10 protein-coding genes are annotated in these 16006 nt (G+C 71.3%); 9 read left to right on the forward strand and 1 reads right to left on the reverse strand.

Translation table 11 applies throughout. From position 1 onward, the window contains the following. Positions 1-349: 349 nt before the first annotated feature. Positions 350-4294, reverse strand: coding sequence for a type VII secretion protein EccCa (gene eccCa, locus ACFVHI_RS32660; RefSeq protein WP_380345389.1), 3945 nt, complete (start codon positions 4292-4294; stop codon positions 350-352). A gap of 367 nt (positions 4295-4661) precedes the next feature. Here eccCa and eccD point away from each other — a divergent pair, with 367 nt between their 5' ends. The 9 genes from eccD (at position 4662) to ACFVHI_RS32705 (ending at position 15691) form a co-directional block, all read left to right on the forward strand. Next, positions 4662-6119 (forward strand): type VII secretion integral membrane protein EccD, encoded by a 1458-nt coding sequence (gene eccD, locus ACFVHI_RS32665; protein ID WP_063347608.1) that lies wholly within the window; start codon positions 4662-4664, stop codon positions 6117-6119. A 210-nt stretch (positions 6120-6329) separates the two neighbouring features. Further along, entirely contained in the window at positions 6330-6620 is a 291-nt protein-coding gene (gene rpsO, locus ACFVHI_RS32670) for a 30S ribosomal protein S15 (RefSeq protein WP_063347607.1), read from the forward strand. A gap of 456 nt (positions 6621-7076) precedes the next feature. Further along, positions 7077-9284, forward strand: a complete 2208-nt coding sequence (locus ACFVHI_RS32675; RefSeq protein WP_063347606.1) for a polyribonucleotide nucleotidyltransferase — start codon at positions 7077-7079, stop codon at positions 9282-9284. Positions 9285-9398: 114 nt separating this feature from the next. After that, entirely contained in the window at positions 9399-10751 is a 1353-nt protein-coding gene (locus ACFVHI_RS32680; protein ID WP_350887436.1) for a pitrilysin family protein, read from the forward strand. A gap of 14 nt (positions 10752-10765) precedes the next feature. Continuing rightward, entirely contained in the window at positions 10766-11512 is a 747-nt protein-coding gene (gene dapB / locus ACFVHI_RS32685; protein WP_063347605.1) for a 4-hydroxy-tetrahydrodipicolinate reductase, read from the forward strand. A 7-nt stretch (positions 11513-11519) separates the two neighbouring features. Continuing rightward, positions 11520-11978, forward strand: a complete 459-nt coding sequence (locus tag ACFVHI_RS32690; protein ID WP_063347604.1) for a tetratricopeptide repeat protein — start codon at positions 11520-11522, stop codon at positions 11976-11978. Further along, positions 11975-12706, forward strand: coding sequence for an FAD-dependent thymidylate synthase (gene thyX, locus ACFVHI_RS32695; protein WP_063347603.1), 732 nt, complete (start codon positions 11975-11977; stop codon positions 12704-12706). Before ACFVHI_RS32690 ends, thyX begins: the two co-directional genes overlap by 4 nt. A 228-nt stretch (positions 12707-12934) precedes the next feature. Beyond that, positions 12935-13834, forward strand: a complete 900-nt coding sequence (gene dapA, locus ACFVHI_RS32700) for a 4-hydroxy-tetrahydrodipicolinate synthase (RefSeq protein ID WP_063347602.1) — start codon at positions 12935-12937, stop codon at positions 13832-13834. A gap of 171 nt (positions 13835-14005) precedes the next feature. Next, positions 14006-15691 (forward strand): ribonuclease J, encoded by a 1686-nt coding sequence (locus tag ACFVHI_RS32705; protein ID WP_063347601.1) that lies wholly within the window; start codon positions 14006-14008, stop codon positions 15689-15691. The last annotated feature ends 315 nt before the right edge of the window (positions 15692-16006 follow it).

Below are 16006 nucleotides of genomic sequence, written 5' to 3' on the forward strand. Positions count from 1 at the left end.
GAAATGCTTCGGAATCCGTTGCGCGGAAGGGTATGGACATGCGATCCGATGATCACGTACGGTCATTGCGAGCTTTGTCCGACTTGTTACCTCTGCCACATTGCAACTGAATCCAAGGTGAACAGAGTGTTGCAAGCCGCCTTTCAAAGGTGTCCGTGGAGTCGGACGGCGATACGCCCAGGCGCCCCTTTGTGCGGCCGCAACCCCCGGACGGGGTGCGGGAACCGCAGCCCCGCCCCGGAAAGATCTAGGTAACGTTTCGACACCTGGGACGCGAAAGGGGCCGGGCTCCCGCGAGCCCGACCCCTCGATCACTGTCCGTAGCCGCCGGCGCGGTGCGCCGGCGCCCTCACACCAGCGGCAGCCAGCCCGTCTGGACCATCTGCCCGCCGGTCGCCCGGCGCGACACGTACACCCCGCGCCCCGGCGGCAGCGGCATCGGCTTGACCGTCCCCAGCAGCGCGCCCTCGTCCCGGTTGCCGGAGAGGATCACGCCCTGCCCGCCCAGCTCGCGCATCCGCTGCAGCACCGGCTCGTACAGCGAGCGGCCGGCGCCGCCCGCGCTGCGGGCCACGATCACCCGCAGGCCGATGTCCCGGGCGAACGGCAGGAACTCCGCCAGCGGCGCCAGCGGGTTGCCCGAGCTCGTCGCGACCAGCTCGTAGTCGTCCACGACCACGAACATGTCCTTGCCGCTGTACCAGCTGCGGTTGCGCAGCTGCTCGGCGGTGACGTCCGGGCCGGGCAGGCGGCGCGCGCAGGCCCCGCGCAGCATGTCCACGATGGCCGCCATGGCCGGCTGCGCGGCCGCGTACTCCACCAGGTACTCCGGCGGCACGGTGCCCAGCAGCGCGCGCCGGTAGTCGCCGACCACGATGCCCGCCTGGTCCGGGGTGTACCGCTCGGTGATCTGCTTGATCAGCATCCGCAGCAGCGCCGACTTCCCCGACTCGGTGTCGCCGAAGACGATGAACAGCGGGTCGGTCTCGAAGTTCACGAAGGCCGGTGCCAGCTCGGCCTCGTCCACGCCGAAGGCGATCCCGCGCTCCGGGCGCTCGAAGCCCTTCGGCAGCGAGTTCCCGTCCAGGACGGCCGGCAGCATCCGCACCTGCGGCGCGCGCGGGCCGCTCCAGGCCCCGTCGACGGCGGCGACCAGGCCGGCCACCCCGTGCTGGAGGTCGTCCACCGCGCAGGAGCCGTCCAGCCGCGGCAGGCCGGACAGGAAGTGCAGCCGCTCCGGGGTGATGCCGCGCCCGGCCAGCGACGGGACGTTCTGCGCCACCCGGCGGTCCACCTCGGACTCCATCGGGTCGCCGAGCTTCAGCTCGGTCCGGTTCTGCAGCAGGTCCTTCAGTGCCGGGCGCACCTCGGCGTACCGGGCCGCGGTGATGACCAGGTGGACGCCGTAGCCGAGGCCGCGCTGGGCGATGTCGCCGATCACCGCCTCCAGCACCTCGAACTCCTGCTTGAAGGTGTTCCAGCCGTCGATCACCAGGAACACGTCGCCGAACGCCTCGTCCGGCAGCTGCCCGGCCGCCCGGCGGGCCCGGTAGGTGCCGATGGTGTCGATCCCGGCGGCCCGGAACAGCTCCTCGCGCCGGTTCAGCACCCCGTGCACCTCGGAGACCATCCGGCGCACCTTGTCGACGTCCAGGCGCCCGGCCACCCCGCCGACGTGCGGCAGCCCGGCCAGTGACTGGAAGCTGCCCGCGCCGAAGTCCAGCAGGTAGAACTGCACCTCCCGCGGGGTGTGGGTGAGCGCGAACGAGGCCACCGTGGTGCGCACCACCGTCGACTTGCCCGAGCGCGGGCCGCCCACGACCAGGCCGTGGCCGGCCGCCCCCGCGTAGTCGACCTCCAGGACGTCGGTCTTCTGCTCGCGCGGCTTGTCCACGATGCCGATCGGCACCCGCAGCCGGCCCGCCGGGAAGCCGGGCGCGGTCAGCCCGCGCTCCGGCACCACCTGGAGCGGCGGCAGCAGGTGGTCCATGCTCGGCGCCTCCTCCAGCGGCGGCAGCCACACCTGGTGCGCGGCCGGGCCCTGGCCCGTCATCCGCTGCACGAACACGTCCAGCACGGTGTCGACCAGCGCGTCGTCCTGCTCCGGGGCGAGCGGCGCCTCCTCCTCCACCGCCGGCTCCGGCGGCTCCACCCGGGCCGCGGTGAACAGCACCGGGCGGGCGTTCACCCGCCGCCCGCCGGTCGACCGCTGCTGCCCCGGCGCCCGGTAGGGCCCCGAGACGTACGCGGCCTTGAACCGGTCCATCACGTCCTCGCCGAACTTGAGGTACCCGACGCCTGGCACCGGCGGCAGGTGGTAGGCGTCCGGCACCCCGATCGCCGCCCGCGACTCGGCCGCCGAGAAGGTGCGCAGACCGATCCGGTAGGAGAGATAGGTGTCCAGGCCGCGCAGCTTGCCCTCCTCCAGACGCTGCGAGGCCAGCAGCAGGTGCACCCCCAGCGACCGGCCGATCCGGCCGATCTGGATGAACATCTCGATGAAGTCCGGCTTGGCGGTGAGCAGTTCGGAGAACTCGTCGATGATCAGCACCAGCGAGGGCAGCGGGTCCAGCGCCGCGCCGGCCGCCCGGGCCCGCTCGTACTCGTGGATGTTGGCGTAGTTGCCCGCCGAGCGCAGCAGCTCCTGGCGGCGGTGCAGTTCACCCTCGATCGCGTCGCGCATGCGGTCGACCAGGGTGAGTTCGCCCTCCAGGTTGGTGATCACCGCGGAGGTGTGCGGCATGTCCGCCATGCCGGAGAAGGTCGCGCCGCCCTTGAAGTCGGCGAGGACGAAGTTCAGGATCTCCGAGGAGTGCGTCATCGCCAGCGCCAGCACCAGGGTGCGCAGCAGCTCCGACTTGCCGGAGCCGGTCGCGCCCACGCACAGGCCGTGCGGGCCCATGCCCTCCAGCGCGGCCTCCTTGATGTCCAGGTAGACGTGCTCGCCGTTCGCGCCGACCCCGATCGGCACCCGCATCCGCTCGTGCTGGGCGCGCGGACGCCAGCTGCGCGTCACGTCGAAGGAGCCCGGGTCGCCCGAGTTCATCAGGTCGGTGAAGTCCAGGTTCGACAGCAGCGGCTCGTCGTCCCCGCCGGCCGAGAGCCGGTACGGCGCCAACTGCCGTGCCAGCGCCTCGCACTGCCACACCGAGAGCAGGTCCGGCGTGCCGGTGTACGTCGCCCCGGAGGCCGAGCGCAGCACCAGCTCCTGCGGGCTCACCGTCACCATCAGGTGCCCGCTCGGCTCGTCCAGGTCGCCCGGCACCACCTCGATGACGGTCACCCCCTGCACGCCCTCGGGGCTCGCCAGCAGCGAGTTCGGCGGCACCCCGGCGCCGTCCATCACCACCACCAGGTGCGGCTGGTCCGGCGCGGGCGCCGCGTCCCGCACGAACCGCTGGCGGCCGGCCAGCTCGTCCTGCAACAGGAACTCCAGCTCGCCCAGGTCGGTGGCGATCAGCCGGCGCGAGCCCGCGCCGTCGGCCTCCTTGCGGTGCTGGTTATGCGGGAGCCACTTGGTCCACTCCCACTCCTCCGCCGCGCCCGGCGCCGCGGCCACCGCGACCAGCAGGTCGTCCGGCGAGTGCAGGGTGGTCAACTGGGCGATCATCGCGCGCACGTTGCCGTACACCGAGTCCGCGTCCCCGCACACCGTGACGTGGTAGAAGGCGCGCAGCGACACCGCCAGCGGCAGGTCCTGCAAGGTGCCGTGGGCCTTCAGGAAGGAGTGCATCGCGGCCGCCGACAGCGGCTCCAGCTCGTCCATCGGCGCGGTCTGCGGCGCCACCAGCGGCGTCGACAGCTGCACCGGGCCCAGGCCCACCCGGATCTGCGCGAAGTCGCCGTCCCCGGTGCGGCGCTCCCACAGCCGCCGGCCGTCCGCCACGATCGACCACAGCTGGTCCGGCGCCGGGTTCAGGAACAGCAGCGCGCCGCGCTGGCGCTCCGCCGTGCGGCGCACCTGGCGGCGCATCTGCTGCAGGTACTTGAGGTAGTCGCGCCGCTCGTCCGCCATAGCGGTCGAACCGCCCCTGCGGGCCCGCATGATCTGCGCCAGCACCATGCCGACCGTCGAGGCGACCATCAGACCGCCCATGATCTTCATCGGGGCCGCCGCGCCCGGCGCGAAGAAGAACACCGCCGAGCCGCCCATGCCGAGCATCGGAAGGATGCTCATCAGCCAGTCCTCGCCGCCCTGCCGGGGCAGTTCGGGCGGGGTCACCAGCTCCACCGGCTCGTCCGGCACCGCCGGCGGATAGGCCCTGCCCGGGCGCTTGACCGTGATCACACCCATGTGTCATCCACCCCGCGGCGTCGATCGATCACTTCGGCATCAGCCCTCACGCAACTGGACTCGTACGGCTCGTACGGCTCGTACGGGATTCACCAGGGCGAGGACGCACCACACGGCGCCGCCCCCCGTACCGCGCGCAGGGGCCGATCCTAACGGTCGCCCCCGTACCGCCCGCCAGGCCCGCGTCCGCACCCCCCGCCGGGGGCCCGGCCCGCACCGGGGCCGGGCACGAACCGAGCGGGTAGGGTAACGCCGCGCCAACTCGCGGCCCGGTCGGGCCGGTTCCACTGCCACACCGAGCGCCGCCGTGCCGCGGCACCGTCAACAAGGGGGAGCGCCCAGTGCGTCGAAGGACCGAGGTGCGGCGATGAGCAACGCCGCCGCGACCGGCTACTGCCGGGTCACCGTCGTCGCCCCGGACCGCCGGATCGACGTCGCCCTGCCCGAGGACGTCCCGCTCGCGGACGTCTACCCCGAGGTGCTGCGCCTGGCCAACCAGAGCCGGCCCGACGGCGCTCCCACCGGCTTCCACCTGGTGCGCCGCGACGGCACCGTCCTCGACAGCGGCCTGCCGCTCGCCGCCCAGCAGGTCCGCGACGGCGACCTGCTCGCGCTGCGCCCCTTCGCCGAGTCCCTCCCGCCGGCCGTCTACGACGACGTCGCCGACGCGATCGCCAGCGCCGTCGAGACCGACCGCCGGCTCTGGAGCGCCGAACTCATGCGGGCCTTCGGCCTGATCGGCGCCGCACTGCTGCTCGTCCTGCTCGGCTTCGCGCTCTGGTTCGCCGACCTGCGCCACGACATGCACGGCCTGCCCGGCGTCCTGGCCGGCGTCACCGCCGTCGTCCTCACCGCGCTGGCCGGCGTCCGCGCCCGGGTCTACCAGGACGCCCACGCCGCGCTCGCGCTCGGCCTCGGCGCCCTGCCGCACGCCATGATCGGCGGCAGCGGCGTCCTCGCCGTCGCCCACCCGTGGGACGGCCCCGGCCGGCTCCAGTTCCTGGCCGGCTGCGTCGCCGCCCTGGTGGTCGCCGTGCTGCTGGTCGGACTGCTCCCCGAGAAGGACGCGGTGTTCGTCGCCGCCGCCCTGGTCGCGGCCGCCGGGGCGCTCGCCACCTTCGCCGCCGTCCTGCTGCCGGACACCCCGGCCGGGCACATCGCCGCCGTCACCGGCATCACCGCCGTCGCGGCCGTCGGCTTCCTGCCCGGCCTCTCCGCCCGCTTCGCCCGGCTGCCCGTCGGCTTCAGCGCCCCGGGCCAGACCCGCACCCGCAGCCGCGACTACGACGAGGAGGCCGAGCGCGCCGAGGCCGTCCAGTACGAGCGGATCGCCCACCAGGCCCGCCGCGGCCACGAGGTCCTGGTCGGCCTGGTCGGCGGCTGCGCCGCGGTCGTGGTCGGCTCCTGCGCCGTCCTCGGCTTCACCGACCGGACGTTCCCCGAGCTGCTCGCGCTCGCCCTGGGCCTGGCCACGATGCTGCGCGCCCGGCTGTTCCGCTACACCGCGCAGGTCTTCAGCCTCACCATCGCCGGGCTGCTCGGCCTGGCCCTGCTGATCATCGGCCTGTCCCTGCACACCCCGCAGTTCATCCTGCGCGCCGCCAGCTCCACCGAGGTCGACCTGCGCACCGTCTGGCTGGCGGCCTCCATCGCGTTCGGCGCGGCGCTGCTCGCCGCGATCGCGCTGGTGGTGCCCCGGCTCGGCGTCTCCCCGTTCTGGGGGCGCATCCTGGACCTGGTCGACAGCCTGACCCTGATCTCCCTCGTCCCGCTGGCGCTCGCCGTCCTGGACGTCTACCGGCTGGTCCGCGGCGCCACCAGCTGACCGGCCCGGCCCGCGCCGCCTGCCCCGTTCAGCCCGTCCGGCCCGCCGACCGGCCGGGTGGGCGGCACTGGTACCCTTGGCCTTCGAGCGCAGCCGTGTGTCCGCCTCCGGTGGGTCGCAGACCGCCGGCCGCGCTCCGTCACGACACCGAGTCCTCATCAGTCCTGTGTTGTCGACCAGGACCGCTCGGTACACCCTGAAGGAGTTGCAGTGGCTCTCGCCTCTGACGTCAAGAAGCAGATCTTCGCCGAGTTCGGCCAGAAGGAGGGCGACACCGGTTCCCCCGAGGTCCAGGTGGCCATGCTCTCCCGTCGCATCGCGGACCTGACCGAGCACCTCAAGACCCACAAGCACGACCACCACTCGCGTCGTGGCCTGCTGATCCTGGTCGGCCAGCGCCGCCGCCTGCTGCAGTACCTGGCCAAGAAGGACATCGAGCGCTTCCGTACGCTCGTCGACCGCCTGGGCATCCGCCGCGGTGCCGCCGGTGGCGCCCGCTAAGACCGCCGCTCGGGGCGGCTCCCCACACCGGGGAGCCGCCCCTCGCGCGTATGCCGCGGACACCCCGAGCCGCGGCGCCCGGACATAACAACTCGCGCGTACCTCCCCAGGTGGCCGAGGATTGCACCGTAGGGTTGTGGGCATGCCCGGTGATGGCGCACCAGCGCGCCACCCGGGCAGACGAACCCGAACCCCCCGCGGGCCGAAGGCTTCAAACGGAAGCCGCCCGCATCCGAGAGAGCGTCCAGACGCGGACCGCCCGTCCCGGCCCGGCAGCCGTGAGGCGCCGGTCCTCGGTAGTGGCCCCCGGAAGCCCCGCAGACCGAGCGGAGCACCCCGGAGGCTTCGATCGAAGACCGGCCCGACTGCCGTCCTCCTTGCCAGGAGGGCCAGGGCCAGCCGGCAGGCAGCGCGGGGACGCTCTCCCGGAGACGTACGAAAGAGGAGATCTTCCAGGTGGAAGAGAACGTGTTCTACGCCGAGGCCGTGATCGACAACGGTTCCTTCGGCACCCGTACCATCCGCTTCGAGACCGGCCGTCTGGCCCGTCAGGCCGCCGGCTCCGCCGTGGCCTACCTGGACGACGACACCATGGTGCTGTCGGCCACCAGCGCGTCCAAGCAGCCGAAGGAGCACTTCGACTTCTTCCCGCTGACCGTGGACGTCGAGGAGCGCATGTACGCCGCGGGCCGCATCCCCGGCTCGTTCTTCCGTCGTGAGGGCCGGCCCTCCGAGGACGCGATCCTCACCTGCCGCCTGATCGACCGCCCGCTGCGCCCGTCCTTCGTCAAGGGCCTGCGCAACGAGGTCCAGGTCGTCTGCACCGTCATGGCGCTCAACCCCGACCACCTGTACGACGTGGTGGCCATCAACGCCGCCTCCGCGTCCACCCAGCTGGCGGGCCTGCCGTTCTCCGGCCCGATCGGCGGCGTCCGCGTCGCGCTGATCAACGGCCAGTGGGTGGCCTTCCCGACCCACAGCGAGCTGGAGTCGGCCGTCTTCGACATGGTCGTCGCCGGTCGCGTCCTGCCGGACGGCGACGTCGCGATCATGATGGTCGAGGCCGAGGCCACCGACAAGACCATCAAGCTGGTCGAGGGCGGCGCCGAGGCGCCGACCGAGGACGTCGTCGCCGCCGGTCTGGACGCCGCCAAGCCGTTCATCAAGGTGCTGTGCGCCGCCCAGTCGCAGCTCGCCGCCCAGGCCGCCAAGCCGACCGGCGTGTTCCCGGTCTTCCTGGACTACCAGGACGACGTCCTCGCCGCGCTGACCGCCGCCGTCAAGGACGAGCTCGCCCAGGCCCTCACCATCCCGGGCAAGCAGGAGCGCAACAACGAGCTGGACCGCGTCAAGGCGCTGGCCGCCGAGAAGCTGCTCCCCGAGTTCGAGGGCCGCGAGAAGGAGATCAGCGCCGCCTACAACGCGCTGACCAAGAAGGTCGTCCGCGAGCGCGTCATCAAGGACAAGGTCCGCATCGACGGCCGCGGTGTCACCGACATCCGCACCCTGGCCGCCGAGGTCGAGGCCATCCCGCGCGTGCACGGCTCGGCCCTGTTCGAGCGTGGCGAGACCCAGATCCTGGGCGTCACCACCCTCAACATGCTGCGCATGGAGCAGCAGCTGGACACGCTCTCCCCGGAGACGCGTCGCCGCTACATGCACAACTACAACTTCCCGCCGTACTCGGTCGGCGAGACCGGCCGCGTGGGTGCGCCCAAGCGCCGCGAGATCGGCCACGGCGCGCTGGCGGAGCGGGCGATCATCCCCGTGCTGCCCTCGCGTGAGGACTTCCCGTACGCCATCCGCCAGGTCTCCGAGGCGCTGAGCTCCAACGGCTCCACCTCGATGGGCTCGGTCTGCGCCTCCACCATGTCGCTGCTGAACGCCGGTGTGCCGCTGAAGGCCGCCGTCGCCGGTATCGCCATGGGCCTGATCTCCCAGGAGATCGACGGTGAGACCCACTACGTCGCGCTGACCGACATCCTCGGTGCCGAGGACGCGTACGGCGACATGGACTTCAAGGTCGCCGGTACCCGCAACTTCATCACCGCCCTGCAGCTGGACACCAAGCTCAACGGCATCCCGGCGTCGGTGCTGGCCGCCGCGCTGAAGCAGGCCAAGGACGCGCGTCTGCACATCCTCGACGTGATGAACGAGGCCATCGACACGCCGGACGAGATGTCCCCGAACGCCCCGCGGATCATCACCATCAAGATCCCGGTGGACAAGATCGGTGAGGTCATCGGCCCCAAGGGCAAGATGATCAACCAGATCCAGGAGGACACCGGCGCCGAGATCACGATCGAGGACGACGGCACCATCTACATCGGTGCCGCCGACGGACCGGCCGCCGAGGCCGCCCGCACCACGATCAACCAGATCGCCAACCCGACCATGCCGGAGGTCGGCGAGCGCTACCTGGGCACCGTGGTGAAGACCACGACGTTCGGCGCGTTCGTCTCGCTCATGCCGGGCAAGGACGGCCTGCTGCACATCTCGCAGATCCGCAAGCTGGCCGGCGGCAAGCGCGTCGAGAACGTCGAGGACGTCCTCGGTGTCGGCGCCAAGGTGCAGGTCGAGATCGCCGAGATCGACCCGCGCGGCAAGCTCTCCCTCATCCCCGTCGTCGAGGGCGAGGAAGCCGGCGAGACCGCTTCCGAGTGAAGCGCCGCTAGCTGACCCTTGCGGCCCGTACGCCTCCCGGCGTGCGGGCCGCACCCTGTTGCCCCCGCGTTCGTCCAAGCGTTCCCACGCGTGTTTCCTCTGGAGGTACCCCCCGTGGCTCAGGCCCCGGCGGCGAAGCAGCGCCCCGGCTCCACCCGGACCCTGCTCAAGGGCGCCGACGGCGCCGGCACGGTGCGCCGCACCGTCCTCCCCGGCGGCCTTCGGGTCGTCACCGAGACCCTGCCGACGGTGCGCTCCGCCACCTTCGGCATCTGGGTCGGCGTCGGCTCGCGGGACGAGACCCCGCAGCTCAACGGCGCCACCCACTACCTGGAGCACCTGCTCTTCAAGGGCACCGCGCGGCGCAGCGCGCTGGACATCTCGGCTGCCCTGGACGCGGTCGGCGGTGAGATGAACGCCTTCACCGCGAAGGAGAACACCTGCTACTACGCCCGGGTCCTGGACACCGACCTGCCGCTGGCCATCGACGTGGTCTGCGACATGGTCACCGGCTCGCTGATCCGCTCCGAGGACGTCGACGCCGAGCGCGGCGTCATCCTCGAGGAGATGGCGATGGCCGAGGACGACCCGGGCGACGTGGTGCACGACCTGTTCGCCAAGGTGATCTTCGGCAGCGGCCCGCTCGGCCGCCCCATCCTGGGCACCCAGGAGACCATCAAGGTGCTCACCCGGGAGCAGATCGCCGGCTTCTACCGCCGCCGCTACCGGCCCGAGAACCTGGTCGTCTCGGCCGCCGGCAACCTCGACCACCATACGGTGGTCAAGCAGGTCGAGCAGGCCTTCGCGGCGGTGCTGGCCCGCTCCGACGCGGCCCCCGCCGAGGCCCGCCGCGGCGTCAAGGCGCTGCGCACGGCCGGCCGGGTCGAGGTGCTCAACCGCTCCACCGAGCAGGCCCACCTGGTGCTGGGCGTGCCCGGGGTGCCGCGGCACGACGAGCGCCGCTGGGCGATGGGCGTGCTCAACGCGGCCCTCGGCGGCGGGATGAGCTCCCGGCTGTTCCAGGAGGTGCGGGAGAAGCGCGGCCTGGCGTACTCGGTGTACTCGTACTCCTCGTCCTACGCGGACAGCGGCCTGTTCGGCATCTACGCCGGCTGCCAGCCCAAGCGGGTCGAGGAGGTGCTGCGGATCTGCCGCGCGGAGCTGGCCAAGGTGGTCGCCGAGGGCATCACCGAGGAGGAGCTGCGGCGCGCGATCGGCCAGATCTCCGGCTCCACCGTGCTGGGCATGGAGGACACCGGCTCGCTGATGAACCGGATCGGCAAGGCCGAGCTGAGCTACGGACACCACCTGTCGGTGGACGAGATGCTGGCGCGGATCGCGGCCGTGACCCTGGACGACGTCCACGCGGTGGCCCGTGATGTGCTGGGCGCGTACCGGCCGTCGCTGGCGCTGATCGGTCCGGTCAACGACAAGCGGGCCGCCAAGCTCGCCGATCTGCTGGTGTGAGAGGACATTTCGCTATGACGCTGCGTGTCGCCGTGATCGGTGCCAACGGCCGGATCGGCTCCGAGGCGGTCAAGGCCGTCGAGGCCGCACCGGACCTCGAACTGGTGGCCACCCTGGGCCGCGGGTCCGAGCCGGCGGAGCTGACCGAGGCCGGCGTCCAGGTCGCCGTCGAACTCACCCACCCGGACTCGGTGATGGGCAACCTCGACTACTGCCTGCACCACGGCATCCACGTGGTCACCGGGACCACCGGCTGGACGGACGAGCGGCTGGCCACCGTCCGCGGCTGGCTCGACCAGGCCCCCGAGCTGGGCCTGCTGATCGCGCCGAACTTCTCCATCGGCGCGGTGCTCGGCATGAAGTTCGCGCAGACCGCGGCGAAGTACTTCGAGTCGGTCGAGGTGGTCGAGCTGCACCACGACCGCAAGGCCGACGCCCCCAGCGGCACCGCCACCCGTACCGCGCAGCTGATCGCGGCCGCCCGCGCCGAGGCCGGCCGCCCGCAGCAGCAGGACCCGACCACGCACAGCCTGCCCGGCGCCCGCGGCGCCGACGTGGACGGGGTGCCGGTGCACGCCGTCCGGCTGCGCGGGCTGCTCGCCCACCAGCAGGTGATGTTCGGCGACACCGGTGAGACGCTCACCATCCGGCACGACTCGCTGCACCACAGCAGCTTCATGCCGGGCATCCTGCTCGGTGTGCGCAAGGTCGTGGAGACGCCAGGGCTCACCCTGGGCCTCGAACACTTCCTGGACCTGTGAGCCCGGCATGACGTCCCGTACCGGATTCTTCGTCCTGTCCGGCGTGCTGCTGCTGGTCGCCCTCCTCTGCGTCGGGGAGGGCGTCCAGCTGGTCGCCACCGGCAAGCCGCTCGGCATCGGCATCGGCCTGTGCGCCTTCGTCATCCCGGTGATCGGCGTCTGGTTCCTGCGCCAGACCGTCCGGTTCGGCCGGGCCAGCGAGCAGCTCGCCCGGGAGCTGGAGGCCGAGGGCGGCCTGCCGGTGGACGAGCTCCAGCGCACCACCGGCGGGCGGATCGACCGGGCCTCGGCCGATGCGGTGTTCGCCCGCCGCCAGGCCGAGGCGGAGGCCGCGCCGGCCGACTGGCGGGTCTGGTTCCGCCTCGCGGTGGCGTACGCCGACGCCGGCGACACCCCGCGCGCCCGCAAGACCATGCAGCACGCCATCAAGCTGCACAGCACCGAACCCGCAAGGAGTAACGCGTGAGCGACGAACCGACGGCCCCCAGCTTCCGCAGCGACGTCACGGTCGAGCTGGTCCGCAGCGCGGCCGCCGACTCGGACGTCATCTGGGCGGCCCGCGTCTCGACCGCGGGGGAGCAGTCCCTGGAGGCGGTCCAGCAGGATCCGGAGAAGTCCAAGGGCCTGATCAACTTCCTGATGCGGGACCGGCACGGCACCCCCTTCGAGCACAACTCGATGACCTTCTTCATCAGCGCGCCGATCTTCGTGTTCCGGGAGTTCCACCGGCACCGCAGCGGCTGGTCCTACAACGAGGAGTCCGGCCGCTACCGCGAGCTGCAGCCGGTCTTCTACGTCCCGGCGGAGGAGCGCAAGCTCGTCCAGCAGGGCCGCCCGGGCCGCTACGAGTTCGTCGACGGCACCCCCGAGCAGCACAGGACCACCACCGAGGCGATGGAGGCCGCGTACCGCGAGTCCTACGCGCGCTACCAGGAGATGCTGGCGGCCGGCGTGGCCCGCGAGGTGGCCCGCGCGGTGCTGCCGGTCGGCCTGTTCTCCTCGATGTACGCGACCTGCAACTCCCGTTCGCTGATGCACTTCCTGTCGCTGCGGACCAAGCGGGAGCACTCGGCGGTGCCGTCCTTCCCGCAGCGCGAGATCGAGATGGTCGCCGAGCAGATGGAGCAGGAGTGGGCGCGGCTCATGCCGCTCACCCATGCGGCCTTCGAGAAGCACGGCCGGGTCGCTCCCTGACCTGGGACGATAGGCATATGGGCGGAGTGTCTCGCATGTCTGGATTGCGGCTTTTCTAGCCGCTCCCTACATTCATGAACACGGATTCCGGTGCTGCCCGAACCCCCGAGCGGGCAGCACCGGAATCCCATGTCACCGCCTGTTTCCGCCGCTTCGCACGGTATGCCCCTGTCCGAACACTGGACCGGTGTGGTTACCGCCCCACCGCCTACGAGTAGCTTTGGACGCATGGCTCCGACCTCCACCCCCCAGACGCCGTTCGGCCGGGTCCTGACCGCGATGGTCACCCCGTTCACCGCCGACGGCGGACTCGACCTCGACGGCGCCCAGCGCCTCGCCACACACCTCGTGGACTCCGGCAACGACGGCCTCGTCGTCAACGGCACCACCGGTGAGTCCCCGACCACCAGTGACGCCGAGAAGGCCCAGCTCGTCCGCGCCGTGGTGGAGGCGGTCGGGGATCGCGCCCACGTGGTGGCCGGCGTCGGCACCAACGACACCCACCACAGTGCCGAGCTGGCGCGACAGGCGGAGGCCGCCGGAGCCCACGGCCTGCTGGTCGTCACGCCGTACTACAGCAAGCCCCCGCAGGAGGGCCTGTACCGGCACACCGTGCACATCGCGGACACCACCGGGCTGCCGGTCATGCTCTACGACATCCCGGGCCGCAGCGGCGTCGCGCTGAGCCACGAGACGCTGGTCCGCCTCGGCGAGCACCCGCGGATCGTCGCCAACAAGGACGCCAAGGGCGACCTCGGCGCCGCCGCCTGGGCCATCGCCCGCTCCGACCTCGCCTGGTACTCCGGCGACGACATCCTCAACCTGCCGCTGCTGTCGGTCGGAGCCGCCGGAGTGGTCAGCGTCGTCGGACACGTCGTGGCCGGCGAACTGCGTGCGATGATCGAGGCGTACCTGGCCGGCGATGTGGCCAAGGCCACGGCGATCCACCAGGGCCTGCTCCCGGTGTTCAGCGGTATGTTCCGCACGCAGGGCGTCATCCTCGCCAAGGCCGCGCTGGAGCTCCAGGGACTGCCGGCCGGCCCGCTGCGGCTGCCGCTGGTCGGCGCGACTCCCGAGGAGATCGCACGATTGACGAAGGATCTCGCCGCCGGCGGGGTACACCTGTAACAGACGAAGACGTGCGCGCCCCGGCTCGCCGGACCCTCACGGGCCCGCCGCTGGACCGGACCGACGGCGCGAGAGCACCGACCCAGTAGGAAAAACGACACTGAGTACGCACGCCATATGTCTTCAGGGGGAGGACCCCGGGCATATGGCGTGCGTCGTGAGGAGAGTCTTTTGAGCCACCCGCACCCCGAACTCGGCGCACCCCCGGCCCTGAAGGAGGGCGCCCTCCGCATCACCCCGCTCGGCGGTCTCGGCGAGATCGGCCGCAACATGACGGTCTTCGAATACGGGGGCCGCATCCTGATCGTCGACTGCGGCGTCCTCTTCCCCGAGGACGAGCAGCCCGGCGTGGACCTGATCCTCCCGGACTTCACCTACATCCGGGACCGCCTCGACAAGATCGACGGCATCGTCCTCACCCACGGGCACGAGGACCACATCGGCGCCGTCCCGTTCCTCCTGCGGGAGAACCCGGACATCCCGCTGATCGGCTCCAAGCTCACCCTCGCCCTGATCGAGGCCAAGCTCGCCGAGCACCGCATCCGGCCGTACGTGCTGGAGGTCAAGGAGGGCGAGCGCGAGCGCATCGGCCCCTTCGACTGCGAGTTCATCGCGGTCAACCACTCCATCCCGGACGCCCTGGCGGTCGCCGTCCGCACCCCCGCGGGCATGGTCGTGGCCACCGGCGACTTCAAGATGGACCAGCTGCCGCTCGACGGCCGCCTGACCGACCTGCCGACCTTCGCCAAGCTGGCCGAAGAGGGCATGGACCTGCTGCTGGTGGACTCCACCAACGCCGAGGTCCCCGGCTTCATCCCGCACGAGCGGGACATCTCGGCCGCGCTGCGGAACGTCTTCGCGAACGCCGACAAGCGCATCATCGTCGCCTCCTTCGCCAGCCACGTGCACCGCATCCAGCAGGTGCTGGACGCCGCGCACGAGTACAAGCGCAAGGTCGCCTTCGTCGGTCGCTCGATGGTCCGCAACATGGGCATCGCCCGCGACCTCGGCTACCTGAAGGTCCCCGGCAACATGGTCGTCGACGTCAAGCAGCTCGACGACCTGCCGGACAAGGACGTCGTGCTGATCTGCACCGGCTCCCAGGGCGAGCCGATGGCGGCGCTGTCCCGGATGGCCAACCGCGACCACCAGATCCGCATCGTCGAGGGCGACACCGTCGTCCTGGCCTCGTCGCTCATCCCGGGCAACGAGAACGCCGTCTACCGGGTGATCAACGGCCTCACCCGCTGGGGCGCCAAGGTCGTGCACAAGGGCAACGCCAAGGTGCACGTCTCCGGCCACGCCTCGGCCGGTGAGCTGCTGTACTTCTTCAACATCTGCAAGCCGCGCAACCTGATGCCGGTCCACGGCGAGTGGCGCCACCTGCGGGCCGCCGCCGACCTGGGCATCGCCACCGGCATTCCGCGCAACCGCGTGGTCATCGCCGAGGACGGCGTCTGCGTCGACCTGGAGAAGGGCGTCGCCCGGATCGTCGGCAAGGTGCAGGCCGGGTACGTCTACGTGGACGGCGCCTCGGTCGGCGACATCACCGAGGCCTCGCTCAAGGACCGCAGGATCCTCGGCGAGGAGGGCTTCATCTCGGTCTTCGTCGCGGTCGACTCGACCAACGGCAAGATCGTGGGCGGTCCGACCTTCCAGGCCCGCGGCTCCGGCATCGACGACAACGCGTTCGTGCCGGTCGCCGCCAAGCTCCAGGAGGCCCTGGACCGCTCGGCGAGCGACGGCGTGCTGGAACCCCGCCAGGTCCAGCAGCTGGTCCGCCGGACCGTCGGCAAGTGGGTGGCGGACAACTACCGCCGCCGGCCGATGATCCTGCCGGTCGTCGTCGAGGTCTGAGCCTCCGGCGGCTGGTTTGACGTGGGGCAGCCCGGTGCGTAATGTTCTCCGGGTTGCCCCACGGGACGGCCCCGCAGGAAGTTTCTCGAATGCGAATTCGAGAATGACCGCGGAAAACGGCCCGAGAAACTCTGATAGAGTTCGGGAGCGCCGAAAGGCGAAAGCCACTCAGGTAAATGAAACTCCGGAAAACGGAGCGGAAAACATCTGATAAGCTTGAAACACGAAAGAACGAAGCGCCCGGAGGGCCCGCTGGAAGGCGGTCCGAAGGAAGTGTCCGTTCCTTGAGAACTCAACAGCGTGCCAAAAGTCAAC

The organism is Kitasatospora sp. NPDC127121 (assembly GCF_042677305.1).
Lineage (GTDB): Bacteria > Actinomycetota > Actinomycetes > Streptomycetales > Streptomycetaceae > Kitasatospora.

Bases quoted from the DNA above. Each gene is read 5' to 3' on its own strand.
- eccCa (WP_380345389.1), bottom strand. From the start codon at position 4,294: ATGGGTGTGATCACGGTCAAGCGCCCGGGCAGGGCCTATCCGCCGGCG.
- eccD (WP_063347608.1), top strand. From the start codon at position 4,662: ATGAGCAACGCCGCCGCGACCGGCTACTGCCGGGTCACCGTCGTCGCC.
- dapB (WP_063347605.1), top strand. From the start codon at position 10,766: ATGACGCTGCGTGTCGCCGTGATCGGTGCCAACGGCCGGATCGGCTCC.
- ACFVHI_RS32690 (WP_063347604.1), top strand. From the start codon at position 11,520: ATGACGTCCCGTACCGGATTCTTCGTCCTGTCCGGCGTGCTGCTGCTG.
- dapA (WP_063347602.1), top strand. From the start codon at position 12,935: ATGGCTCCGACCTCCACCCCCCAGACGCCGTTCGGCCGGGTCCTGACC.